Here is a 23,807-nt window from a genome sequence, read left to right as displayed (position 1 = left end):
GCCGTTACTCCGCGAAGTCGGACGAGTAGTCGTCCAGCAGGTAGTAGCCGTTCTCGTCGAAATCGAGGTCGTAGACCTGGTAGAGCTCGCCGTCGAAGTAGATCTTGACCGACGCGTAGCCCTCGCCGGTGAAGTAGGCGGGCCACCTGCCCAGCTCAGCCGGGTTGACCGTCTCCTTCTGCACCTCGGTGCCGTCCTGCGCCGCCGTCATCTCGACCATCCGGTCGACCCCCGCGGGCAGCGGGATGATGAGGCGCAGGCGCTTGTTCGACTCCGCCGTGCCCGCGATCGTGATGTCGACCGGCGTGCGCGGCGACACCTGGGAGTCCTCCGCCGGGCTCTGGCTGACGACGAGGCCGTTCATCGCCTCGTCCTCGTAGTCCTCGTCGTAGGTGATCTTGCCCACCAGCAGGCTGCGCTGCTGGAGCAGAAGCTTGGCGTCGTCGAGGCTGATCCCCTCGAGCGGGGGCACCGTCACCAGCTTCTCCTCGCGGCCCATGCTCTTATAGACGGTGACGATGTCGCCCGCCGCCACCTGGTCCCCCTCGGAGGGGATCGTCTGCACGACGCTGCCCGCCGGGACGGTGTCGCTGTACATCTGCTTGGGGTCGGCCGTCAGCCCCCACTCGGTCAGCTTGGCGACGACCTGCTCGTAGTCCTGGCCCGAAAAGTCGGGCAGCGTGACCATCTGCTTGCCCTTGCTGATCTTGACGCGGATTTCCGAGCCGACCTTGACCGTCGTGCCCTCCTTGGGGCTCTGCTCGTAAATGACGCCCTTGTCATAGTCGGTGTTGTAGACCGGGTCGTCCTCCGGGACGATCTCGAACTCCTCGTACTTGGGGGAGACGCGCACCACGTCGTATTTTTCTCCCACGAGGTTGGGGACCTTCTTGTCCTCGACGCTCGCGAAGGGGTTGTTGAGGTAGATCATCCAACCGATGAAGGCGGCCGACACGATGACGAAGGCGGCCGTCACCCCCGCGAGCACCGGGATGACCGGGGCGCGGCGGGGCTTGTCCTTTTTCTTTTTCTCCTTTTTGCCGCGGCGGGCGTTCTGGATGGCGTCGGAATATTTGCTGTCGTCGTGCGCGAGGGGCGCGCTGAGGTACTTGTACTCGAAGGAGATGGAGGGGTCGCGCTTGAATTCGTCGATGTCGCGGAGCATCTGCGCCGCCGACTGGTAGCGCTTGCCCGCGTCCTTCTCCATCGCGTGCATCGTGATCTCCTGGAGGCCCTCGGGGATCGAGGGGTTCACTTCGCGGGGGAGCACCGCCTTGGACTGGATCTGCTTGAGCGCCACCGACACCGGCGTGTCCGCCTCGAAGGGCACCTTGCCGGTGAGCATCTCATAGAGCATCACGCCCACCGAATAGATGTCGGTGCGCGCGTCGATCGTGTCGCCCGCCGCCTGCTCGGGGGAGATGTAGTGCACCGAACCGATCGCCTTGTCGGTGAGGGTGCGCGTCTCGCTGCGCGCGAACCGCGCGATGCCGAAGTCGGTGATCTTGATCGTGCCGTCCGAGAGGAGCATGATGTTCTGCGGCTTGATGTCCCGGTGGACGATCCCCTTGTCGTGCGCGTGCTGGAGGGCCCGCAGGATCTGGACGGTGAAATGCACCGCCTCCTTCCACTTGAGGACCTTCTCCTGCTCGATGTATTCCTTGAGAGTGATGCCGTCGATGAACTCCATCACGATCGACTGGAGCCGGTCGGAAAAGCTCACGTCGTATACCCGCATGATGTTGGGGTGGTTCAGCACCGCCATCGCCTTCGATTCGTTCTTGAACCGGCGGCGCATGTCGGCGTTGTCCATATATTCCTCGCGCAGAATCTTGACGGCCACGATCCGGTCCTCGATGGTGTCGTACGCCTTGTAGACGTTCGCCATCCCGCCGATGCCGATGATCTCCATGATCTCATATCTGCCGTCGAGCTTCTTGCCCAGATATTTATCCATCTGAATTGTCCTCCCGCTTATTTCGCGACAACGACGGCCGTGATGTTGTCCGGCCCGCCCGCCTTATTCGCTTCGTCGATCAGCAGGAAGATGTCCTGCTCGCTTGCGCACGTGGTAATGAGCTCCATATGTTCCTCCGGCGGCGCGTAGTTATAGAGCCCGTCGGTACAGAGCAGCAGCCTCCCCGACGGGAAGGGCTGTTCCATGTACTCCACTTCCACCGTCCGCTCCACGCCCAGCGCGCGGGTGATATAGTTGCGTTTCGGGTGGCTGCGCGCCTCCCGTTCGGTGATCTCGCCGCTTTCGATGAGCAGCTGCACCACGCTGTGGTCCCGCGTGATCCGCCTCAGGGGCCCGCCCTCCGCCGCCAGGTAGGCGCGGCTGTCGCCCGCGTGCGCGATATAGAGCATGTCTCCCAGCAGTACCGCCGCGACCACCGTGGTCCCCATGCCGCGCAGCCCCTCGTCCGCCGCGCCCATGTCGTAGATCACCGCGTTGGCCGCCGTGACCGCCGAGAGCAGCAGCGGCTTCACCGAAGCCGGGAGGGGATGCGCCGCCAGCCCGCGCGAAAGCGCCTGGCCGATGATCTCCACCGCCCGTGAGGAGGCGATGTGGCCGCCGTTTTCGCCGCCCATCCCGTCGCACAGCACGACATAGGCCGTGGACGCGTCGACGATCTCATGGACATAGGCGTCCTGGTTCGTCGCACGCACACAACCCTTGTCGGTGCCGCCAAATATCCGTATCAATTGAAATCCCCCTTTTCCGCGCGCGGCGTCCTGCCTCGAATCGCCCGCCGCGGCTCATGTCCGCCCCGCGGACCCGGCCCTATTCCCGCGCGGCGTCCTGCCGCCGCAGCTGCCCGCAGGCCGCGCTGATGTCCGCGCCCAGCTCCCGGCGGATGGTCGCGTTGACCCCCAGCCGCTGCAGCTCGTGCTGGAACCGCTCGATCGCGGCGCGGTCCCCCCGCCGGTAGCCCGTCTCCGCGACGGGGTTCACCGGGATAAGGTTGACGTGCGCGCCCATGCCGCGCAGCCGCGCGGCAAGCTCCGCCGCGTGCTCCGGCGCGTCGTTCACGCCGGCGATCAGTGCATATTCAAACGAAATCCGCCGCCCGGTGGCTTCAAAATAGTCGCGGCAGGCCTCCAGCAGGCGGTCGATATGATACTTTTTGTTGATTGGCATGGAAAGATTCCGAATCGTATCATTCGGCGCGTGCAGCGACACCGAGAGGGTGAGCTGCAATTTCCGCTTTGCTAGCTCGTAGATCCGGTCGACCAGCCCGCAGGTGGAGAGGGAGACGTGCCGCAGGCTGAGGCCGAGCCCCCGCGCGTCCGAAAGGTTCTCCAGAAACGCCATGACATTGTCGAAGTTGTCGAGCGGCTCGCCGATGCCCATCAGCACGACGCCGTCCACCCGCTCGCCGCTGTCCGCCTGCGCGGTGTAGACCTCGTCGAGCATCTCGGAGGCGGTCAGATCGCGCACCCGGCCCGCCAGCGTCGACGCGCAGAATTTGCAGCCCATCCGGCAGCCCACCTGCGTCGAGATGCAAAGGGAGTTCCCGTGGCGGTAGCGCATCAGCACCGCCTCGACGCAGTTTCCGTCCCGCAGCTCATACAGGTATTTTACCGTACCGTCTATGTTGGAAACAAGTCTTTTTTTGATACGGATGGCGTTTATGTAGAACTTTTCGTCAAGCTGACCGCGCAGGGAGGCCGGGAGATTGCTCATTTCGGCAAATGTGGACACCCTTTTTTCGTGCAGCCAGCCGAAAATCTGCCCCGCGCGAAAGCGCGGCAGCCCCAGCTCCGCGACCGCCGTTTCCAGTTCCGGGAATGTATAGGATTTCAGGTCCAGCCCGCCCATTCGTTCACCGCCCCGCAGTCAAAATGTTTGGCCCGATCACCGCCGCTCGAGGCAGGCGGTGAAAAAGCCGTCGGTATCCTCCCGCTCCCCCGTGTGGGTCTCTTGCGAGATCAGGCCGAAGCCCCCGTTCTCCGCGAGGAACCGCTCGACGACCCGCTCGTTTTCCGCCGGAAGCAGCGTGCAGGTGGAATAGACCAGCCGCCCGCCGCTCCTAAGGTATTGTGAGGAGGTTTGCAGGATTTTATACTGGATTTCCGGCAGATTCTGGATGCTCCCGGGGGGCTTGTACTTGATCTCCGGCTTGCGGCGGATGACCCCGAACCCCGAGCAGGGCACGTCGCAGAGCACCCGGTCGAATTCCCCGAGCGCCGGGTCGTACACCCCCGCGTCCCCCGCCGAGGCGGTGACGATCGACACGCCCAGGCGGCGCGCGCCCTTTGCCACCAGATCGGCGCGCTTTTGGTGCAGGTCGCGCGCGACCACCTCGCCGTGGTTTTCCATCCGCTCGGCGATCGTGAAGGTCTTGCCGCCCGGCGCGGCGCACGCGTCGAGCACCCGCTCGCCCGGCAGCGCGCCAAGCGCCTCGGCGCAGAGCTGGGAGGCGCGGTCCTGCACGTGGAAGAGCCCCTCCGCGAAGGCGGACAGCGTCTCGACGGCGAGCCTGCCCCGCACCGCCACGCAGCCGCCGGGCGGCGCGGCCGGGACGGCTTCCGCCCCCTCCGCCGCGAGCCGCTCGCAGAGCGCCTCCGGCGTGATCCGCAGGGTGTTGGCGCGCAGGTAGACGGGCGCCTTGCCGAGCGAGCCCGCGAGCATCCGCAGGGCGGCCTCCTCCCCGTAGGAGGCGAGCCACTCCTTCACCAGCCAGGCGGGACAGGAATAGTCGACCGCGAGCTGTCCGGCGCGGGAGCCCCCCGCGGGCGGGACGGCCTTGCCGTCCCGCAGGAAGGCGCGCAGCACCCCGTTCACGAACCCCGAGGCGCGCGCGCAGCCGAGCGATTTTACAAGGTTGACGCTCTCGCTCACGGCGGCGTAGTCGTCCACGCCGTCCATGTAGAGGAGCTGGCAGACCCCCATCCGCAGGGAAGCGCGCACCGCCGGGGTGAGCGCGGAAAGCGGCTTGGCGGAGTAGCGCGCGAGGATGTGGTCGATCGTGAGCATCCGCTCGAGCGTACCGTAAAAGAGCGCGGCGGCAAATGCGCCGTCGCGCGGGGAAAGTCCGTTTTTGGCGGACAGCGCATCGATCACGAGGTTGGAGTAGGCCCCCGCCCCCTCCATCCGCATCAGCGCCTGCGCCGCCGCCGTACGTGCATCCTTCATGGCGCGGTCCCGATCAGTCGCGCCGGCGGTTGCCGAAGAGAAGGATCAGCCGCATCAGCTGCGCCACCGAGACGAGCAGCGCCGCCACATAGGTCAGCGCCGCCGCGCGGAGCACCTTGCGGGCCCCCTCCAGCTCCCGGCGGTCGAGGAAATTTCCGTTCTCGAGCGTCGCAAGCGCACGGGAGGAGGCGTTGAACTCGACCGGCAGCGTCACGAGCTGGAAGACGGCGACGAGGGAAAAGAGCAGCAGCCCGATATCCACAAGCGTCCCCGAGAGGAAGAGCCCGACGATGATGAGCGGGATCGACAGCTTGGAGCCGAAATTGGTGATCGGGATGATCGCGTTGCGGAAGGTGAGCGGCGCGTAGTGGGTCGCGTGCTGCACCGCGTGGCCGCACTCGTGGGCCGCCACGCCGAGCGAGGCGACCGAGTCGCTGTCGTACACTCCGGCCGAGAGGCGCACCACCCGTTCGCCGGGGTCGTAGTGGTCGCTGAGCTTGCCGGCGACGCGCTCGACGCGCACGCCCGTGAGGCCGTTGTCGTCGAGGATGCGGCGGGCGGCCATCGCGCCCGTCATCCCGCGGGAGACGCGCACCCGCGAATAGCGGTTGTACGCGCCCGAGACCTGCGCCTGCGCCCACGCCGCGAAGAGCAGCGCGGGCACGACGAGGATCAGATAGTAGTAGTCAAACGGATAAAACATCAGTTACTCCCTTTCGTTGGGGGATTCCCCCAGCCTGGTCCCCGCGGCGACGGGATGTCCCCGCAGGTAGTCGGCGGCGTTCATCCGGCGGCCGCCCTCGGCCTGGATTTCCACCAGTTCGACCGCCCCCTCGCCGCATGCCACGGTGAAGGACTTTCCGCCGAGCAGCTCGCCCGGCGCGCCCTTTCCCTGCGCGGCGCGGGTGCGGTAGACCTTGAGCAGCTTCCCGCCGAGCGTCGTGTGCGCGACCGGCCAGGAATTCATGCCGCGCACGAGGTTGTGCACCTCCCGCGCGGGCTTTGAAAAGTCGATCTCCGCCAGCTCCTTGGAGAGCATCGGCGCGTAACAGGAGGCCGCGTCGTCCTGCGGTTCGCGCGGGGCCCGCCCCGCGGCGATGAGCGTTACCGTCTCGGAGAGGGCCTGCGCGCCGAGGGCCGCCAGCCGCTCGTAGAGCTCGTCCGACGTCTCGTCGGGGCCGATGGGGGTCGCGCGGCGCAGGATCATATCCCCCGTGTCCAGCCCCTCGGCCATATACATCGTCGTGACGCCCCCTTCGGCGTCCCCGGCGATCACGCTCCACTGGATGGGCGCCGCGCCCCGCCAGCGGGGCAGCAGCGAGCCGTGCACGTTGACGCAGCCGTACTTCGGCAGCTCCAGGATCTCCTTCGGCAGGATTTTGCCGTAGGCGACGACGACGACCAGTTCGGGAGAAAGCTCCCGCAGGATCGAGAGCGCCTCGCCGTCCCGCATTTTGGCGGGCTGGTAAACCGGCAGCCCGCGTTCGAGCGCCAGCTCCTTGACGGGCGGCGGCATCAGCTTGTAGCCGCGGCCCCTGGGCTTATCCGGCTGGGTGAACACCCCGGCCACCTCGTGCCCGTCGTCCAGCAGGCGCGCCAGGCAGGGCACCGCGAAATCGGGGGTCCCCATGAAAACGATTCTCATCGCGATCCCTCCGTCATTCGGTCTCCTCGAGCTCCTCGGGGTCGAGCATCCGGTCGGCCTTGTCGATGAAGAGGACGCCGTCGAGGTGGTCGGTCTCGTGGCAGACCGCCACCGCGAGGTACCCCTCGGCCTCCAGCTCGAACGGCTTGCCGTAGCGGTCCTGCGCCCGCACCCTGAGCTTCTGGGGGCGGTGGACCATGCCGTACTGGCCGGGCACCGAAAGGCAGCCCTCGCCGCCGTACTGGTCCCCCTCCTGCTCGACGATCTCGGGATTGACGAGTTCATGCCGTCCCTCGCCCACATCGATGACGACCGCGCGGCGCAGGATGCCCACCTGCGGGGCGGCGATGCCCACGCCGTCTCCCTTCATCGTCTCATACATATCGTCGAGCAGCGTCCACAGCCGCTCGTTGAACTCGGTGACCGGGCGGCTCTTTTTGCGCAGCCGCTCGTCCCCCTCCTTGATAATCGTCCGTAGCGCCATGATTCTATCCCCTTTGTAATCTGTGTGGAAATATTTCCTTATAGTTTATTCAATCGTGACATCCGGCTGGTTCCACGCGGTGAGCGTCGTTTCCGTTTCGGAGAAGAGCTGGTCGGTTTTCCCGTCCACCGTCACGCTCGCACGCGAGGTCACCCGCTGGCCGACGAGCAGCCCTTCGGGATTGACGAGGTAGGTCGCGCTGCTCTCAAGCACCTGCTGGCCCTCGGGGGCCTGCTTATTGAGATCGGCAAGGGCCTTTTCGTTCATCTCGAACGTGTATTCGGTGCCGGTGTCCCACTCGGTCGTGGTGACGACCGCGATCCCGTTTTTCAGGCGGCCGCCGAAGGGCGCGAAGCTGCCGCCCGCGTCCCCCTGCTCCTGCCACGCGCCCTCGACGAGGGAGTAGACCTTTCCGCCCTGCATCTTCATCTCGGTGACGACGGTCTCATCCCCCATCGCGGTCTCCGAGCGGTAGAGCGCGTCGGTTTGCCTGCCGTCGCGCACGAAGGTGAGCGTCTCCTTCGTCACGGCGTCGAATCCCTCGACGATCCCCTGCTCGCTCGAGAGGGTCACCGTCACCGTGAGCTCTCCGTTCTGGAGCGCGTCGAACCGCTCCATCGCGTCGTTGACGAGGTCGGCCTCGGTCTTCCGGCCGCAGGCGGCCAGGGATAGCGCCATCAGGATGGCGAGGATTCCCGCTAAAACCTTTTTCATCTTGTCCTCCAGTCGCATGTCAGATCGAGCTTTCATATTTCGGGTCGACGGTAAGCGTCACGCCGCGCAGGGCCGGCTGGGAGAAATACCAGTCCGCCGTGCCGCGCAGCAGCGCGCGGGTGCGTTTGTCGTAACGGCATTTGACCGCCATGCGAAAGCGGTACTTGCCCGCGAGCTTGACGATCTGGCTTTCGCAGGGGCCGAGCACCCGCAGCGGGAGCCCGGCGTAGTCCGCCTTCGCCCGGCGGGCAAATTCCGCGAGGAACTGCCGGGCGGCCTCCTTCGTCTTCGCGTACGCAAGGCCGGAGAAGCCGATCCCCACCATGTCGCAGAAGGGCGGGTAGAGGTGGATGCGGCGGCTGTCGATCTCCTCCGCGTAGAACCCGTCGTAGTCCTGCGCGGCGGCCAGCGCGATCACCGGGTTTTCCGGCGTGAAGGTCTGGATATAGGCGCGGCCCGCCTTTTCGGCGCGGCCCGACCGCCCGACCACCTGTGTGAAGAGGGAAAACGCCCGTTCAAAGCTGCGGTAGTCCTGCGCGTAGAGGGCCGAATCGGCCGACAGCACCCCCACGAGGGTGACGTTCGGGAAATCGAGGCCCTTGGCGACCATCTGCGTCCCGATTATTATATCATATTTTCCGGCTAAAATATCGGAAAAATGCTTTTCATGGGAAAAACGCGCCATCGTCGTATCCATATCCATCCGCAGGACGCGCGCGTCGGGGAAAAGCTCGCAAAGCTCCTGCTCCACCTTCTGGGTCCCGGCGCCCGAAAACCGCCGGAACTTGTTGCCGCAGGTGGGGCAGCTCTCGTCCGGGCGGGCGGTGTAGCCGCAGTAGTGGCACATGAGGTGCCCGTTGGCGCTGTGGTAGGTGAGCGCCACCGAGCAGTTGGGACAGGTGGCGACGGTCGAGCAGACGGCGCATTTGACGAGGGTGTTGTAGCCGCGCCGGTTGAGCAGCAGGATGCTCTGCTCCCCCGCGTCGAGGTTCCTTTGCAGCTCGGCGATGAGCTGCTCCGAGAGGGACGCGCTCTGCGCGCCGAGCGGCTGCGCCGCCATGTCGAGGATCGCCACGTCGGGCAGCCTGGCCGCGCCGTAGCGGTTTTTCAGCGTGAGCAGCTCATAGCGCCCCTCCCGGGCGCGGTAAAAGCTCTCGACGCTCGGGGTGGCCGAGGCAAGCAGCAGCAGCGCCCCCTCCTGCGCCGCGCGGAAGCGCGCCACGTCCCGCGCGTGGTAGCGCGGGGACATCTCCGACTTATAGGTGCCCTCCTGCTCCTCGTCGATGACGATGAGCCCGATGTTCTCCATCGGCGCGAACACCGCGCTGCGTGTCCCCACGACGATCGAGGCGCCGCCGTTTTTGATCCGCTTCCACTCGTCGAGCCGTTCGGTCATCGAAAGCCCGCTGTGCAGCACCGCGACCCGCCCGCCGAAATACCGGCGGAACCGGTCGATCATCTGGGGGGTGAGGGAAATTTCCGGCACCATCATGATCACCCCGCGCCCGCCGTCGAGCACGTGGCGGATGGTGCGCAGGAAGACCTCCGTCTTGCCCGAGCCGGTCACGCCGTAGAGGAGCGCGGTGCGCGCCTCCCGGCTGTCCGCCAGCCCGCACAGCCGCTCAAAGGCGGCGTTCTGCTCCTCCGTCAGCACGATCGCCGCCGCGTCCTCCCGCGCCGGGCCCTCCGCGTAGGGGCTGCGGTAGATCTCCCGCGTGAAAAGCCGCGCCGCCCCCGCCGAAACCAGCCGGTCCACGACCGATTTCCCGACGGCGGCGAAATAGCAGACCTCCTTGAGGGACGCCTCGCCCACCTGCAGCAGCAGCTCGACGACCGCCTTCTGCTTGGACGTGAGCTTCACCCGCACGTCGGAGAGCTCCCCGATCTCCCCGTCGAGCCGCACCATGACGAGCTTTCCGTCGAGCACCCGCCGGCGCACCTCCTGCGCCTTCTGAAGCGTCCCCCGCGCGCAGAGTTCCCGCAGAACGGGCGCGTCCCGCTCGAATCCGAGCGCGGCGAGGAGCGCCTCCTCCCGCACCGGCTTCCCCCGCCCCGCGAGGTAGTCGTAAACCCGGCGTTCCTCCGGGTCTTCGGGGGCGGGCGCGTCCTTGGAAAGCTCGTAGGTATATTCCAGCTCCACCCCGATGCCGGGGGGCAGCAGGGCTTTCACCGCGTCGAAATAGGTGCAGAAGGTGTTGTCCCGCAGCCAGAAGACGAGCGACAGCAGTTTGTCCGACAGGAGCGGTTCGGGGTCGACGAGGGTCGCCAGCGGCTTGAGCCCCGCCGCGTCCGGCTCCTCCTCCACCGCGACGGCCAGGCCGAACCGGGTGCGGTTGCCCGCGCCGAAGGGCGCGGTCACCCGGCAGCCGGGACGGACGGGCATCCCCTCCGGCACGCGGTAGCTGTAGATTTTATCAAAGCTCTGCGCCGCGTTCTCCACGACGACGCGCGCCACTAGCGGCATGGGGGTCCCTCCCTTCGCACGGATGGATGTCCGGATTCAGAGCGCGTCCAGCATCCGCTGGAGCGCGTCGAAAAACCGCCCCACATGGATGCCGTCGCAGAAGGCGTGGTGCGCCGTCACCGAAAGCGGCATTGTCACCCGCCCGCCCTCGCGGGCGTATTTCCCCCAGGTGATGTGGGGGACCGCGTCGTCGCGGTCGAAGCTGCCCGCCTGCGAAACCGACGTGAAGTCGACCCACGGCAGGCAGGAGAGGTAGAGGTAGTCGTCCCGCGCCTCCTCCGAGTCGAGCAGGAAGCGGTCCCCCTGCCGCGCCGACGCCTCGCCGCAGCGGCGCAGGAACTCGCCGAGGTCCTCGCACCACTCGACCCCGACGCACTTGAAGAGCTCGCCGTCCGCGCGCGGCTCGGTGAAGGAGGGGTTGACCCGCTCGTGCAGCAGCGGCCGCCCCTCCCGGATGCGCATCCGGAAGGCGGGGACCCCGTTTGCGGCGCGGACGACGAAATACCCCATCGCGTGGTAGGAGGACCCGCCCCGCGCCTTCATGAACGCGCAAAAGCGGGTCACGTCGAGCCGCGCGCAGAGGTCGTACTGCGGGCGGTCGAGCGAACGGAAATACCGGTACTGCTCCCGCCGGGGCCATGTCTCCAGATCGATCCACTCCATGCCGTCACGCCTCCCCTCTCTCCTCCCGGGCGCGGTAGAGGTCGCGCAGGCGGTCGAGGATCTTTTCCGCCACCGCGTCCTTGCCCATGAGCGGCAGGCACTCGGCCCCCTCCCGCGTGAGGATGGTCACGAGGTTGGTGGCGGTGCCGAAGCCCGCGCCGTGGGTGCCCAGATCGTTGGCGACGATCATGTCCACATTCTTTTTGGAGAGCTTGGCGCGCGAATTTTCCAGAAGGTCGCGCGTCTCCATCGAAAAGCCGCAGATCACCTGCCCCGGCGTCCGGTTGTGGCCGAGGTGGGAGAGGATGTCCTGCGTGCGCTCGAGCGCGAGCGTGAGGCCGCCCTCCGCCTTCTTAATCTTGTGGCTGGCGACTTCGGCCGGGCGGTAGTCGGCCACCGCGGCGCATTTGATGATGATGTCCTGTCCGGACGCGCGGGAGACGACCGCGTCGTACATCTCCGCCGCCGAGACGACGGGCACCACCGCCACTCCGAGCGGCGGCGCGAGCGAGACCGGGCCGGAGACGAGGGTGACGGCCGCGCCGCGCCTGCGCGCGGCGGCGGCGAGCTCGTACCCCATCCGCCCGGTCGAGTGGTTGGTGACGAACCGCACCGGGTCGATCGCCTCCCGGGTCGGGCCGGCGGTGACGAGCAGGCGCATCCCCTCCAGGTCCCGCTCGGTGAGCGCCGCGCGCACCGCCTCAAAGAGCACGGCGGGGTCGGGCAGCCGCCCGCGGCCGGTGTCGCCGCAGGCGAGCAGGCCGCTGTCCGGCTCGAGCACCGTGAAGCCGAAGCCGCGCAGCGTCTCCAGGTTGCGCTGGGTGACGGGATTGTCGTACATGCCGGTGTTCATCGCCGGGGCGACGATCTTGGGGCAGCGCGCCGCCAGCACTGTCGTCGTGAGCATGTCGTCCGCGACGCCCGCCGCGAATTTGGCGATCACGTTGGCGGTCGCGGGCGCGATCAGCATGACGTCCGCCTTTTTTGCGAGCGCCACATGCTCGACGTCGTATTCGTAATTGCGGTCGAAGGTGTCCGCCGCGACGCGGTTTTTGGAGAGCGTCTCAAAGGTGAGCGCCGACACGAACTCGGCCGCGTTTTCCGTCATCAGCACATGCACGTCGGCATCCGTCTTGGCAAGGTCGCTCACAAGCTGCGCGGCCTTGTAGGCCGCGATGCCGCCCGATACGCCGACGACGATCGTTTTTCCCTCAAACATTCCGATTCCTCCTCATTCCAGCGGAACCACCCGCCAGGGCGGTCCGCCGCCTTCGATCGCGTGGGTCCCCTGCGGGTTGATCCCCCAGATCGACGCGCCGTCCAGGCGGTCGAGCCTGCGCGGGGCGTCCTCCCGCGTGTCGTAGAGCCAGCATTCCCGCTTTTCCACCAGGTCCCCGTCCGCCGTCTCCGCAACGTCGGAGACGACGTAGACAAACTGCACGCCGCCCTCGACCGCGCGGGTGCAGTAAAGCCCGAACCCGTAGCCGCCGTCATAGAGCTTGCGCCCGTCGTAGTCGCGCGGGGAAAAGGAGATCTCCTCCCCCGTCGCGAGGTCGTGGCGGCGGAAGCTCGGCCACGCCTCGCCGTCCCGCTTATCCATCCAGATGTAGTCGTAATGGGACGCGTCGAGGGGAAGCGCGTCCCCGGAGGCGGTGTTGTCCTTCGCGACGAGCCGCCATTCGCCCCCGTCGGGGAGGAACCACGCCTCGATCCCCCACTCGTAGCCCTCGTCGGTAAAGATCCCGTTGTTCCACTCCCGAAAGCCGTAGAGGCCCCCCTCCACCGGCTTGTAGCGGAAAAAGCCCGTGTCGTCGCAGAAAAGCTCCCGCTCCCCCGCCGTGTCGAGGCGGTAGAGCACCCGGCGGGGCTCGCCGGGCGGCGGGTCGATGCTCGCCATGTAGTAGAGGCTCTCCCCGAACGGCCAGCACTGGTAGATCCCGTAGGCGCCCGCGTCGTAGACGGTGAAGCCCTGCCAGCGCACGTCACGGTAGTCGTCCACAAGGGAAAGGGCGTCGGCCGCGATGTCATAGAGCAGCAGCATTGCGCCCGTCTCGAGCGCGATGTGCCCGCTGCCGAGCGGGTAGGCGTTCACATAGGCGGATTGCTTTTCATAGTCGCCCGTGGCGGCCTCCACCTCCTCCGGGGAGGCGTCGGGGAAGGCGTGCAGCAGCGTTCCGTCCAGGTCGTAGAGCGCGGCGTTCAGAAGCGTCCACTTCCCCTCCCGCAGCGCCGCGCGGGTGCCGGGGACGGTGCGCAGCACCCAGCCCTCGCCGATCGTGAGGGTGATGTCCTCCGGCGAAAGGCCGGGGCCGGCCGCCGGGTCCCCGAAGGCGGCGGTGCGCAGGACTTCATTGTCGAGCCCCACCCAGGTGAGGGCCGCGCCGTTTTTGATCGCCGTCCCGGTGCCCGCCGCGTTCCACGCGGGGCGGGCGTAGAAATCCGCGTCGTAGTAGACGGGCTCCGCCGGTTCTTCCGCGCCGGGCCCGCTCAGGGCGGGCGGCTCTTCCGGAGAGGAAGAGGGCGCGGACGGCGTTTCTCCGCCGCGCGGCGCGCACCCGGGCAGCAGCAGCGCCAGCGCCGCCGCCAGCGCGAGCAGGCGTATCTTCATCTTTTTCACAACATCGCCTCCCGGGCGTGAAAAACAAAACAGGCCCTGTCAGAGCAGGGCCGCTTTGCCGTTATTCCTTCGGATGGGGGTTCCCCATCTTATACTTCCCGGCGGCAAACTCCTCGACCGCCTTCTGCACCGGCTTTTCCTCGGTGATCGCGTGGTCCTCCTCCTGCTCCTGCGCGATGTCGCGGGCGCGTTTGGCAACCGCGACCACAAAGGCATAGTAGCTGTCGCCCGGCTTGATGATGGAGGTGATCGACGGCCTAAGCATACTCATGAAACTCACACACCTTATCGATAAATTTTTTCATATTGCGGGTGCGGCACTTGGCCGCCGTGATGATCGCGCCCAGCTGTTCGCGCGCCTTTTCCACATCGTCGTTGACGATCACATAGTCGTATTCCGCGGCGTGGGAGAGCTCAAACCGCGCCGTGCGCAGCCGGGCTTCCATCGCCTCCGGCGTCTCGGTGCCCCTTCCGGCGAGCCGCTCGTGGAGCGTCCCATAGGAGGGGGGCAGGATGAAGACGAAGACCGCCTCGGGAAAGCTCTCCCGGATCTTCATCGCGCCCTGCACCTCGATTTCGAGCACCACGTCCCGCCCATCGGAGATGTGGCGCTCCACCGCGGCGCGCGGCGTGCCATAGCAGTTGCCGCTGTACTCCGCGTGCTCCAGCAGGCCGTCGCTTTTGGCCAGCCGGTCGAATTCCTCGCGCGTGATGAAATGGTATTCCACTCCGTCCGTCTCTCCGGGCCGTGGGGCGCGCGTCGTCACCGACACCGAAAGCACCGCCTCCGGGTGGCTTTCAAGATAGGGCCGCAGGATCGTGCCCTTGCCGACGCCCGACGGCCCCGAATAGACGATCAGCGTACCCTCACTCATCGTCCTCGACCTCGTCGTCCTCATCCACCATGCGGTTGGCGACCGTCTCCGGCTGCACCGCCGAGAGGATCACATGGTCGGAGTCGGTGATGATGACCGCGCGGGTCCGGCGGCCGTAGGTCGCGTCGACCAGCGTGCCGCGGTCGCGCGCGTCCTGGATGATCCGCTTGATCGGGGCGCTTTCGGGGCTGACAATCGCCACCAGGCGGTTGGCGCACACCATGTTGCCAAAACCGATGTTGATGAGCTTCATCTTGCGTTCTCCTTATTCGATATTCTGTATCTGTTCACGAATTTTTTCCACGTCGCTCTTGATGTCGACCACCACCTGCGCGACCGCCACGTCCTGCGCCTTGGAGCCGATCGTGTTGGCCTCGCGGTTGATCTCCTGCACCAAAAAGTCGAGCTTCCGCCCGATCGGGTAGTCGTAGCCGAGGATCTCGCGGAACTGGACGAGGTGGCTTTCGAGCCGCACCGTCTCCTCGTCCACCGCGACCCGGTCGGCAAAGATCGCCGCCTCGGTCACGATGCGGGCCTCGTCGATCTGGCGGTCGGCGAGCACCTCGCGGATCTTCGCGGCCAGCCGCTCGCGGTAGGCCTCCACCGTGCGGGGGGACTGCTCCTTGACGAACGCCACGCCCCGCCCGATGCTCTCGAGCCGGCTCAGCAGGTCGGCCCTCAGGCGTTCGCCCTCGGCGGCGCGCATGGCGACAAAGCGGTTCACCGCCTCGTCCGCGACCGTCCTGACCGCCGCCCAAATCTCCTCCTCGTCCTCCGCCTCGCGGCGCACGGTGAAGATGTCGGAGAACCGCGTGAGGGTGGAGAGGGTGAGGTCGTCCTTGAGCCCCGCCTCTTCGCCGATCTTACGCAGCGCGTCCACATAGGCGCCCGCCAGCTCCCGGTTGGCCTCGACAACCGCGTTCTGCCCCTCGACCGTCAGGATGGTGACGCCGACCTCCACCTTGCCGCGGGAGATCTGCCCCTGCACGTAGCTTTTGAGGCGCTCCTCCAAATATCCGTATGCCCGGGGCACCCGCGCCGAAAATTCAAAAAACCTGTGGTTGACCGACTTGATCTCCACCGTAATGTCCCGGCCGCCCAGCATCTGCTGCGCGCGTCCGTAGCCCGTCATGCTTTTGACCATCCGCGTCCCATCCTCCACGTCGTTTTGGCGTGCGCCGCCGCACATTTCCGTATCTTGATATTTTACCCCATATCGTCCCCTTTGTCAATTTCCGGATGGCTTCATAGCCTTTCGGAAGCGCAAAAAGCCGCCGGTCTTTCGACCGGCGGCTTTCGGGAAACAATCAGACGGGATGGACCTTGCTGGCCTTGTCGGCGTGCTTGCCGTCGACTCCGTACTTCTTGTTCTTGCGGGACTCGAAGAATTTGGGCGCGACCTGCGGGAACATCGCCATCGTGAGGATATCCTCCTCCTGCTCGAGGTACTCGGCAGGGAACTCGGCGCGCATCTTCTCCATCTCCGGCTCGAGCAGGTCGGCCGGACGGCAGTCGATCGGCTTTTCGTCGCCGATGATCTTCTTGCGGAAGGCGGGGTCGATCTCGACCGGGGTCTTGCCGTACTCGCCCTTCACGAGGCCCTTGAACTCCTTGGTGACCATCTTGTACCGCTCGCCCATGATGACGTTGAACACCGCCTGGGTGCCGACGATCTGGGAGGTCGGGGTGACCAGCGGCGGGTAGCCCGCGTCCTTGCGGACGTTCGGGACCTCGCGGAGCACATCCTCGAACTGGTCCTCCTTCCCGGCCTGCTTGAGCTGGGAAACGAGGTTGGAGAGCATGCCGCCCGGCACCTGGTAGATCAGCGTGTTCGCGTCGACGCCCATGACCTTCGGATTGAGCAGGCCCGCGTCGAGGTATTTCTGGCGCAGCTTGGCGAAGTGGGCGCGCACGACGTCCAGCTTCTTGAGGTCGAGGCCGGTGTCGTAGGGAGTGCCCTGCAGCGCTGCGACCATCGACTCGGTGGCGGCGTGGGAGGTGCCCATCGCCAGCGGGGACATCGCCGTGTCGATGATGTCCACGCCCGCCTCGATGCTCTTGAGCAGCGCCATCGAAGCGAGGCCGGAGGTGTAGTGGGTGTGCAGGTTGATCGGGATTTTGACCGCCTTTTTGAGGGCGGAGGTCAGTTCAAAGGCCGCGGACGGCGTGATGAGCGCCGCCATGTCCTTGATGCAGATGGAATCCGCGCCCGCGCTCTCAAGCTGCTTGGCGTAGTCCACGAAATAGTCGATGTTGTGCACCGGGCTGAGGGTATAGGACATCGCCGCCTGGAGGTGGCAGCCCGACTTCTTGGCCGCGCGGATCGACGCTTCGAGGTTGCGGATGTCGTTGAGCGCGTCGAACACGCGGATGATGTCGATGCCGTTGTCGACCGACTTCTGGACGAAATACTCGACCATGTCGTCGGCGTAATGGCGGTAGCCCAGCATGTTCTGGCCGCGGTAGAGCATCTGCAGCTTGGTGTTGGGCATTTCGCGGCGGATCGTCCGCAGACGCTCCCACGGGTCCTCGTCGAGGAACCGGATGCACGCGTCGAAGGTCGCGCCGCCCCAGCACTCGCAGGAGTAGAAGCCGACCTCGTCCATCGCGGGCAGGATAGGGAGCATCTCATCCAGGCGCATGCGCGTCGCGATCAGCGACTGGTGCGCATCGCGCAGGATGGTCTCGCAAATTTTAACCTTTTGAGCCATGGATCATTCCCCCTTAACCGATGGAGATGAGCAGATCGTCCGAGTTGACCGAATCGCCCTTCTTGACATGGACGCCCACAACCGTACCGGCAACAGGGGTGAAAATCTCGTTTTCCATCTTCATCGCCTCGAGCATGAGCACGAGCTGGTTGGCCTCGACATGGTCGCCGACGTTGACCTTCACATCGAGGATGTTGCCGGGCATCGGCGCGTTGATCTTGGTCGAGCCGGCGGCGGGAGCGGCGGCAGGCGCGGGAGCCGGGGCGGCCGCGGGAGCCGGAGCGGGCGCCGGAGCGGCGACCGGAGCGGCCACGGGAGACGGGATCGGGGAGGGCACGGCGTAAGGCATCGCGGCCGGAGCCGGGGCGGCGTAGACGGGAGCGGGAGCCGGAGCCGGAGCGGCGGGGGCCGCGCCCGGAGCCAGCTCATCCACCTGTACGTCGTAAGCCCTGCCGTTGACAACTATGTTAAATCTTTTCATGACTGTATCCTCCTGTAAAATATGATTTGTTTTTGATTCATATGGTCTGCCGAGCCGCACTGGTTCCGGGCGGCCGGCCTGCATCGGTAGGTATCCGCCGCATCCCTGCGGCAATGGCGGGCCGGCGCCGGGTTACATCGAGATATTGCCGTGCTTCTTGGGAAGGGTGCTCACACGCTTGCCGGCGAGCATGTCGAGCGCGGAGATGACCGCAGCGCGGGTATCTGCGGGGTCGACCACGTCGTCGATGTGGCCCCTGGCGGCGGCCGCGAGGGCGCTCGCCTCGTTGGCGAGATACTCCGCCTCGACCTCGGCACGGGACTTCTCAAGGGTGATCTTGTCGCCCTCAAGGAAGGCCACGGCGGTCTCGGGGGCCAGCGCGGAGATGACCGCGTTCGGCCAGGCGATCGCGTAATCGGCGTTGGCGCCGCGTCCCGCGAGGGCGACGCAGGCCGAGCCGTACGCCTTGCCGACGATGACCGCGACCTTCGGGGTGGTCGCCTCGGCGTAGACATGGGCGAGCTTGGCGGCCTCACGCACGCCGCCCTGGAAGACATGGCCGTCGGCGGCTGCGAACTTTTCGCAGTTGACGAGGGTCACGACGGGAATCTGGAAGGAGTCGCAGATCGCGACGAAGCGGGCGATCTTGCTGCATCCGCCCGAGCAGACGGCGCCGCTGTCCGACGCGGCGACGAAGCCGACGGTCGTGCCGGCGACGGTGCCCAGCGCGACCTTCGCGCCGGTGCCGGAAAACGCCTTCTGGAGCTCGATCAGGCTGTCCGCGTCCGCGATCTGCTCCGCGATGCCGAGGATGTCGGCCTGGTCCGCGACGCCCGCCGCAAGCGCGTCGAGCGCGGCGCCCGCGCCGGGAGCCTCGGTGAAGTCGCAGTAGGGGGCCGCGGAGAGGTTGTTGGAGGGAAGCAGGGAAACCAGCCTGCGCGCCGCGGCCACCGCGGCGTCGGCGTCCTTCTCCACGATATGTGCAACGCCCGACTTGGCCGCGTTGGCCGCGTCGGTCGCGGAATCCGCGTCGGCGGGGGTCAAAAAGAGTTCGGCGCCCTCGCTCATGACGACGAAGTCGGCGGAGGCGGCGATCAGCGCCGCGCTGCCCGCACAGGCGCCCGCCACGACGGAGACCTGCGGCACGACGCCCGAGAGGTTGTTGGTCCAGAGGAGCATCTCCCCATAAGCGGCGAGCGCGTCGAGGCCCTCGTCCACGGCGGCGCCGTTGGAATCGTAGATGCCGACGACCGGCGCGCCGGTCTTGACCGCGAGGTCGTAGATCTTCTTGATCTTGGAGCCGTGGGCCGCTCCGACCGCCCCGTTGCGCACGGTGGAGTCCTGGGAAAACGCATACACGGGGCTGCCTTCCACCAGGCCGTAGCCGGTGATCACCCCGGTGCCGTCACAGCCGTTCTTCACGAGCGCGCCGACCTCGACAAAACTGTCGGGGTCAAAGAGCGCCGTCAGCCTTTCGCGGGCCGCCGTCGCCTTTTGGGCCTCGTTACGTGCATCGGCCAGTGACATCGCCTTGTCACTCATGTTTTTTTCCTCCTATCTTAAACTGACGCCCGTCGTCCCGACGGGCGGCCGCCATTCCGGCGGGGATCAAAATACGGGATTCGGTCGCATTTGTTGACTTTCCACAGATGAAAAAAAGAAAATGTCAAAATGTAACCACAATAAAGTATACACTTTTCCATCCCAAATAACAAGCTGTTTTTTGCGGTTTTTGATAAAAGATTAACGGTTCTTTTCCACGTTTCCGACAGAAAAAACGCCGCGGTCTCCCGCGGCGTTTTGGTATTTGCGTATCGATGGCGCCCGTGGAACTCACCGCCCGCAGCCGCAGCTCTTCTTCGCGAAGAACGCCTCGAGCGGGAAAGGCTCCCGCGCCTCATAGCCGAGCTTGGTGAGCGCGAGGCGCAGCTCCTCCGAAAGCCCCTCCCCGAGCTTCGCCGAAAGGGCCCCCGCACGCATCTGCGCCGTAAAGGCGGCGCGCGCCATCCCGTCGACGAGCCCCACGTCGAGCCGCCGGCCGGTGTCCGCGCCGGCGAGGGTCACGCAGCCGCCCGGCGCGGTGAAGAACACCGCCGTGCCGAGCACCTCGTCCCCCTTGGTGGCGGCGTAGGCGAAGGAACCGTTCTCCGGCGCGCCGAAGCTGTCGCAGATGCGCGCGGCGAGGCGCGGGTCTGTCACGCGTTTGATCAGAAACATCCCGTTACTCCTTGTAATAAATTCCGCAAATTATACAGAAGGGTTTTCCATCATTTCTTTGAGACGGCGTTGCGCAGGGCAATCAGCTCGCTGGGCTTGAGCTCCCGCCACTGGCCGGGCTGGAGCATCCCCAATTTCAGCGGCCCGACGCTTGTCCGCTTGAGGCGCGCCACCTCGAGCCCCACCGCCTCGCACATGCGGCGCACCTGCCGGTTGCGGCCCTCCTGGATGGTGATCTGCAAGACCGCGCGGCCCTCCGCCTTGTCGAGCACGAGCACGGTGGCCGGCAGGGTCCTCTTCCCGTCGAGCAGCACCCCCGCGCCCATCCGCGCGGCCTGCTCGTCGGTGATGCCGGGGCGCACCGTCACGCGGTAGGTCTTGGTGATGTGGTTGGAGGGGTGCATGACCATGTTGGCGAAGGCGCCGTCGTTGGTCATCAAAAGCAGGCCCTCGCTGTTCCGGTCGAGCCGCCCGACGGGATACACCCTGGCGGGCGCGTCCTCCACGAGGTCGGTCACGCACCGGCGGCCCATCTCGTCCGCCGTCGTCGTCACGAAGCCGCGCGGCTTATGCAGCATGATGTAGACGTTGTGCTTCTTCCTCTGGAGCGCCACCTTGACCCCGTCGATCGCGATCACGTCGCGCGCCGGGTTCACCGGGTTGCCCGGCACCGCCGGGCGCCCGTTTACCGTGACGCGCCCCTGCCTGATCGCCTCCTCCGCCTTGCGGCGGGAGAGGATGCCGTTGTCCGACAGCACCTTCTGGATGCGGATTCCCGTTACCTTTGCCATATCCTAACCTGTCTTTCTATCCGTTTCAGTCGTCCCCGCCCCGTCCGAGCCAGCCGAACAGCCGGCTCCAGAGGGAGGGCTTCGTTTCCTCTGCGTCCACGTCCCGCGCGGCGGTCAGCGCCGCCTCGGCCAGCGGCTGGCCGTCGCAGGAAAATTTCACGCTCCCGACCACCTGCCCGCGCCTCACCGGCGCGTAGAGGAAGGGCGCGGCGGTCACCGCGACATCGACCCGCTCGCCGTCCATCAGCGCGACGGGGCCGGGCTCGTCGAAAACCGCCGCGACCGCGTCCCGCTCCCCGCCCGTCACGGGGATCTCCACCTCCGGCACGAGCCCGCCGACCTCCTCCGGCCGCAGCAGGCCGAAATAGCGGTCGTAGAGCTTTTTATGCTCGTTCCAGTCGTCGGGGCAGGAGAGCGTCACAACGATCAGCCGCACCCCCTCCCGATCGGCGCAGGAGACGAGGCAGCGCCCCGCCGAATCGGTGAAGCCGGTCTTGACGCCGACCGTGCCCGGGTAGCTTTTGAGCAGCCGGTTGTGGTTTTGCAGCCACCGGTCGTAGGGGGGATTCCCATACTGGATCTTCGCGCTCGGCTTCGCGCAGATCTCCGCGAAGAGGGGGTTCTCCAGCGCCTCCCGCGCAAGCAGCGCCATGTCGTAGGCGGAGGAGTAGTGCTCCGGGTCGTCGAGCCCCGACGGGGTGACGAAATGGCTGTCCTCCATGCCGATTTCGGCGGCGCGCTCGTTCATCATCGCCGCGAACCGCTCCTTGCTGCCCGCGATGCGCACGGCGGCGGCTCCCGCCGCGTCGTTGCCCGACGGCAGCAGCATCCCGTAGGCGAGCGCGCGCAGCGTCGCCTGGTCCCCCTCGCGCAGCCCCATCGACGACCCCTCCACATGGATGGCGGCGGTGTCGACGGTGAACCACTCGTCGATCCCGTCCTGCTCGAGCGCGAGCAGCGCCGACAGGATCTTGGTGGTCGAGGCCATCGGCAGGCGCGTGTTCGCGTTCTTCGCGAAGAGCACCCGGCCGCTCGCCGCGTCCATCACGAGCGCGGCCTTCGCCTTGGTCTCGACCCCCAGCGTGTCGGGGATCGACCGCGCCGCCGCGGGCCGCTCCTCCAAGGCCGCCGCCTCGGTCATCCGCACCCCGCACAGCAGAAGCAAAAACGCGATCAGCAGCGCGATCCCCTTTTTCAGCATCTTCCTCACCCGCACCCTCGTTATCATTCGATACAGGTCATTTTATGCGGGATTTTCCGGGCGCATTACAGGTCGATGTGGATTTCCGTCCCGGCCTGCGGGTCGTCCCCGGCGGTTTTCGCTTCCCTGGCGGGCTTCTCCTTCTTCTGGAAGAGCGCGCCCAGCTTGTCGATCACCTCTGGTGCCATCGACACCACCCGGTCGGCGGTCGTCTTGTTGTCGTTCATTTGCAGGAGGTCGACCCTGCCGTCCTTGATGACGAGGAAGGCCAGCGGCTGTACCGAGACGCCGCCGCCCGCGCCGCCGCCGAAGAGCTCCGGCTGCTTGGACGAGGGGATGTCCGAGCCGCCCGACACGAAGCCGAAGCTGACCTTGGACACCGGGATGATGATGGTGCCGTCGGGGGCGGTGATCGCCTCGCCGATGATCGTGTCCGCGTCGACGAGCGAACGCAGGTTTTGCAGCGAGCTGTCCATCAGCCCGTTGATCGGATGGCTGTTGTTTCCCATAGCGAAAAGACCTCCCTGTGATCTGTTAGTCTCCGGTTTTCCCCTGCGCGCCCTTCTCCGGGGCCGGGGGCTCCTGCGCATGTTTTCTCCTCATGGTTTTGACCAAAAACGCGCACCCTATGCGGATGGCCGCGCCGAGCGCCACGAGCGGCGTCAGCCGCGCGCGCGAGGCGAAGTCGACCTTCCCCTCCTCCGCCGTGAAATCCGGGCGGATCTGGATATCCGGCTTTTCAATGCGCAGGAAGCCGAGCGCGAGCGCATAGGCGGTGTAGACCACCGCGTTGACCCGGCCGTAGGCCATCGCCGTATCCGCGGCGTCCTCCCCCGCCACCACCATATAGAGGTGGATCCGGTAGAAGACGAAATTCCGGACGAGCATCCCCGCCCCGCCCCGGAGGGAGGAGAGCAGATCGACGACCACCCCGAGCAGCTCGGAAAATTCCAGCGGCTTTTTGGCGGCCTTGGGCTTTTCCTCCCGCGGCTTGGGGGGCTTTTTCCGTTTGGCGCCGCGCTCCTTGGGTTCCTTCGTCAGGTCGATGGTGAAAAAGAGCCAGCGCAGGTACGCTTCGGGCGGCTCCCCCGTGCGGTAGGCCGCCGTGAATGAAACGGGGATGCAGAGCAGCAGCAGGACCGCCGCGAGCACGCCCGCGATGGAAAGCCCCACGACCGCCGCCATATCCTCCGCCTCCCTTTCTTGTTATGCGTCGTCGCCGGCGAGCTCGAGCTCCCCGAAGGCGACCTGCCCCTCGAGCACGTCGTCGGGCACCGGGAGCGCCTCCTCCTCCCCCGAGGGGACGGTGGGCAGCTCGTCGAGGCTCGACAGCCCGAAGCAGCGCAGGAAATTGGCCGTCGTGCGGTAGGCGATCGGCCGGCCGGGCAGCTCCAGCCGCCCCGCCTCCTCGACAAGCGCCTTGTCGATCAGCGAGTTGACCACCCCCGAGCTTTCGACGCCGCGCACCTGTTCGATGAACGCGCGGGTGACCGGCTGGTTGTAGGCGATGACCGCCAGCACCTCCAGCGCCGCCTGCGTAAGCGGGATGTTGCGCCGCAGCTCGAGCGCCTCCCGGATGACGGGGGCGAATTCCGCCCGCGTCGCAAGCTGAAGCCTGTCCCCCAGCCGCAGCAGCTCGAAGGGCATCCCCGCGTCGTCGAGCTCCCCGCGCAGGCCGGGCAGCAGGCGTTCGACCGTCTCCTCGTCGGCGCCGACCGCCTGCGCGACGCGGGAGAGCTCCACCGCGTCGCCCCCCGCGAAGAGGATGGCAAGAATCTGTTTTTGAATGAGGTCGATCATGTGA

25 protein-coding genes are annotated in these 23,807 nt (G+C 66.4%); all 25 read right to left on the bottom strand.

From position 1 onward, the window contains the following. Window positions 1–4 precede the first annotated feature (4 nt). On the bottom strand, window positions 5–1,957 hold the full coding sequence (pknB, locus tag C1A13_RS02970; protein WP_101548942.1) for a Stk1 family PASTA domain-containing Ser/Thr kinase: 1,953 nt from the start codon (window positions 1,955–1,957) through the stop codon (window positions 5–7). Between the two features lie 17 nt (window positions 1,958–1,974). Continuing rightward, complete coding sequence (locus C1A13_RS02965) at window positions 1,975–2,706, bottom strand: Stp1/IreP family PP2C-type Ser/Thr phosphatase (protein ID WP_101548939.1); 732 nt, start codon at window positions 2,704–2,706, stop codon at window positions 1,975–1,977. A gap of 79 nt (window positions 2,707–2,785) precedes the next feature. Further along, window positions 2,786–3,823, bottom strand: coding sequence for a 23S rRNA (adenine(2503)-C(2))-methyltransferase RlmN (gene rlmN / locus C1A13_RS02960; RefSeq protein WP_101548937.1), 1,038 nt, complete (start codon window positions 3,821–3,823; stop codon window positions 2,786–2,788). Window positions 3,824–3,859: 36 nt separating this feature from the next. After that, window positions 3,860–5,140 (bottom strand): 16S rRNA (cytosine(967)-C(5))-methyltransferase RsmB, encoded by a 1,281-nt coding sequence (rsmB, locus tag C1A13_RS02955; protein ID WP_101548935.1) that lies wholly within the window; start codon window positions 5,138–5,140, stop codon window positions 3,860–3,862. Between the two features lie 13 nt (window positions 5,141–5,153). Further along, window positions 5,154–5,843, bottom strand: a complete 690-nt coding sequence (locus tag C1A13_RS02950) for a zinc metallopeptidase (RefSeq protein ID WP_101548933.1) — start codon at window positions 5,841–5,843, stop codon at window positions 5,154–5,156. 3 nt (window positions 5,844–5,846) lie between these two features. Next, window positions 5,847–6,785, bottom strand: a complete 939-nt coding sequence (gene fmt / locus C1A13_RS02945; protein ID WP_101548932.1) for a methionyl-tRNA formyltransferase — start codon at window positions 6,783–6,785, stop codon at window positions 5,847–5,849. Window positions 6,786–6,798: 13 nt separating this feature from the next. Then, window positions 6,799–7,269 carry a peptide deformylase gene (def, locus tag C1A13_RS02940; protein WP_101548930.1) on the bottom strand — a complete coding sequence of 157 codons (471 nt, stop codon included), beginning with the start codon at window positions 7,267–7,269 and terminating at the stop codon, window positions 6,799–6,801. Between the two features lie 45 nt (window positions 7,270–7,314). Further along, window positions 7,315–7,983, bottom strand: coding sequence for a hypothetical protein (locus C1A13_RS02935; RefSeq protein WP_101548928.1), 669 nt, complete (start codon window positions 7,981–7,983; stop codon window positions 7,315–7,317). A gap of 19 nt (window positions 7,984–8,002) precedes the next feature. Then, window positions 8,003–10,447, bottom strand: a complete 2,445-nt coding sequence (gene priA, locus C1A13_RS02930; RefSeq protein WP_101548926.1) for a replication restart helicase PriA — start codon at window positions 10,445–10,447, stop codon at window positions 8,003–8,005. A gap of 36 nt (window positions 10,448–10,483) precedes the next feature. Then, window positions 10,484–11,110 (bottom strand): chloramphenicol acetyltransferase, encoded by a 627-nt coding sequence (locus tag C1A13_RS02925; RefSeq protein WP_101548924.1) that lies wholly within the window; start codon window positions 11,108–11,110, stop codon window positions 10,484–10,486. A 4-nt stretch (window positions 11,111–11,114) separates the two neighbouring features. After that, the gene (gene coaBC / locus C1A13_RS02920) at window positions 11,115–12,329 is read right to left on the bottom strand and encodes a bifunctional phosphopantothenoylcysteine decarboxylase/phosphopantothenate--cysteine ligase CoaBC (protein ID WP_101548922.1); all 1,215 of its coding nucleotides are present in this window, start codon (window positions 12,327–12,329) and stop codon (window positions 11,115–11,117) included. Between the two features lie 12 nt (window positions 12,330–12,341). Then, window positions 12,342–13,727, bottom strand: a complete 1,386-nt coding sequence (locus C1A13_RS02915; protein WP_101548920.1) for a hypothetical protein — start codon at window positions 13,725–13,727, stop codon at window positions 12,342–12,344. A gap of 61 nt (window positions 13,728–13,788) precedes the next feature. Continuing rightward, window positions 13,789–13,998, bottom strand: coding sequence for a DNA-directed RNA polymerase subunit omega (gene rpoZ, locus C1A13_RS02910; protein ID WP_306575217.1), 210 nt, complete (start codon window positions 13,996–13,998; stop codon window positions 13,789–13,791). Then, on the bottom strand, window positions 13,985–14,602 hold the full coding sequence (gene gmk / locus C1A13_RS02905) for a guanylate kinase (protein ID WP_101548916.1): 618 nt from the start codon (window positions 14,600–14,602) through the stop codon (window positions 13,985–13,987). Before gmk ends, rpoZ begins: the two co-directional genes overlap by 14 nt. Next, the gene (gene remA / locus C1A13_RS02900; RefSeq protein WP_101548914.1) at window positions 14,595–14,855 is read right to left on the bottom strand and encodes an extracellular matrix/biofilm regulator RemA; all 261 of its coding nucleotides are present in this window, start codon (window positions 14,853–14,855) and stop codon (window positions 14,595–14,597) included. The genes gmk and remA overlap by 8 nt, the downstream gene beginning before the upstream one ends. 12 nt (window positions 14,856–14,867) lie before the next feature. Further along, a complete protein-coding gene (locus C1A13_RS02895) occupies window positions 14,868–15,746 on the bottom strand; it encodes a YicC/YloC family endoribonuclease (RefSeq protein ID WP_101548912.1) in 879 nt (292 codons plus the stop codon). A gap of 163 nt (window positions 15,747–15,909) precedes the next feature. After that, window positions 15,910–17,313: an oxaloacetate decarboxylase subunit alpha gene (locus C1A13_RS02890; RefSeq protein ID WP_101548910.1), complete on the bottom strand. Its 1,404-nt coding sequence runs from the start codon at window positions 17,311–17,313 to the stop codon at window positions 15,910–15,912. Between the two features lie 13 nt (window positions 17,314–17,326). Further along, window positions 17,327–17,794, bottom strand: coding sequence for a biotin/lipoyl-containing protein (locus C1A13_RS02885; protein ID WP_101548908.1), 468 nt, complete (start codon window positions 17,792–17,794; stop codon window positions 17,327–17,329). Window positions 17,795–17,926: 132 nt separating this feature from the next. Then, complete coding sequence (locus tag C1A13_RS02880) at window positions 17,927–19,336, bottom strand: carboxyl transferase domain-containing protein (protein WP_101548906.1); 1,410 nt, start codon at window positions 19,334–19,336, stop codon at window positions 17,927–17,929. Window positions 19,337–19,627: 291 nt separating this feature from the next. Further along, a complete protein-coding gene (locus tag C1A13_RS02875; RefSeq protein WP_101548904.1) occupies window positions 19,628–20,011 on the bottom strand; it encodes a hypothetical protein in 384 nt (127 codons plus the stop codon). 50 nt (window positions 20,012–20,061) lie between these two features. After that, window positions 20,062–20,802: a pseudouridine synthase gene (locus C1A13_RS02870; RefSeq protein ID WP_101548902.1), complete on the bottom strand. Its 741-nt coding sequence runs from the start codon at window positions 20,800–20,802 to the stop codon at window positions 20,062–20,064. A gap of 25 nt (window positions 20,803–20,827) precedes the next feature. After that, a complete protein-coding gene (locus tag C1A13_RS02865; protein WP_101548900.1) occupies window positions 20,828–22,003 on the bottom strand; it encodes a D-alanyl-D-alanine carboxypeptidase family protein in 1,176 nt (391 codons plus the stop codon). Window positions 22,004–22,068: 65 nt separating this feature from the next. Further along, window positions 22,069–22,512 (bottom strand): GerW family sporulation protein, encoded by a 444-nt coding sequence (ytfJ, locus tag C1A13_RS02860; RefSeq protein ID WP_101548898.1) that lies wholly within the window; start codon window positions 22,510–22,512, stop codon window positions 22,069–22,071. Between the two features lie 25 nt (window positions 22,513–22,537). After that, a complete protein-coding gene (locus C1A13_RS02855; protein ID WP_101548896.1) occupies window positions 22,538–23,188 on the bottom strand; it encodes a DUF2953 domain-containing protein in 651 nt (216 codons plus the stop codon). Between the two features lie 21 nt (window positions 23,189–23,209). Further along, window positions 23,210–23,803 (bottom strand): SMC-Scp complex subunit ScpB, encoded by a 594-nt coding sequence (scpB, locus tag C1A13_RS02850; protein ID WP_101548894.1) that lies wholly within the window; start codon window positions 23,801–23,803, stop codon window positions 23,210–23,212. Window positions 23,804–23,807: the final 4 nt, after the last annotated feature.

Origin of the sequence: Anaerotruncus massiliensis (ex Togo et al. 2026) (assembly GCF_900199635.1) — a bacterium.
GTDB lineage: Bacteria > Bacillota > Clostridia > Oscillospirales > Ruminococcaceae > Anaerotruncus > Anaerotruncus massiliensis.
The sequence above is the reverse complement of the archived record's forward strand: the minus strand, read 5'-3'. Positions and strand labels throughout refer to the sequence as shown.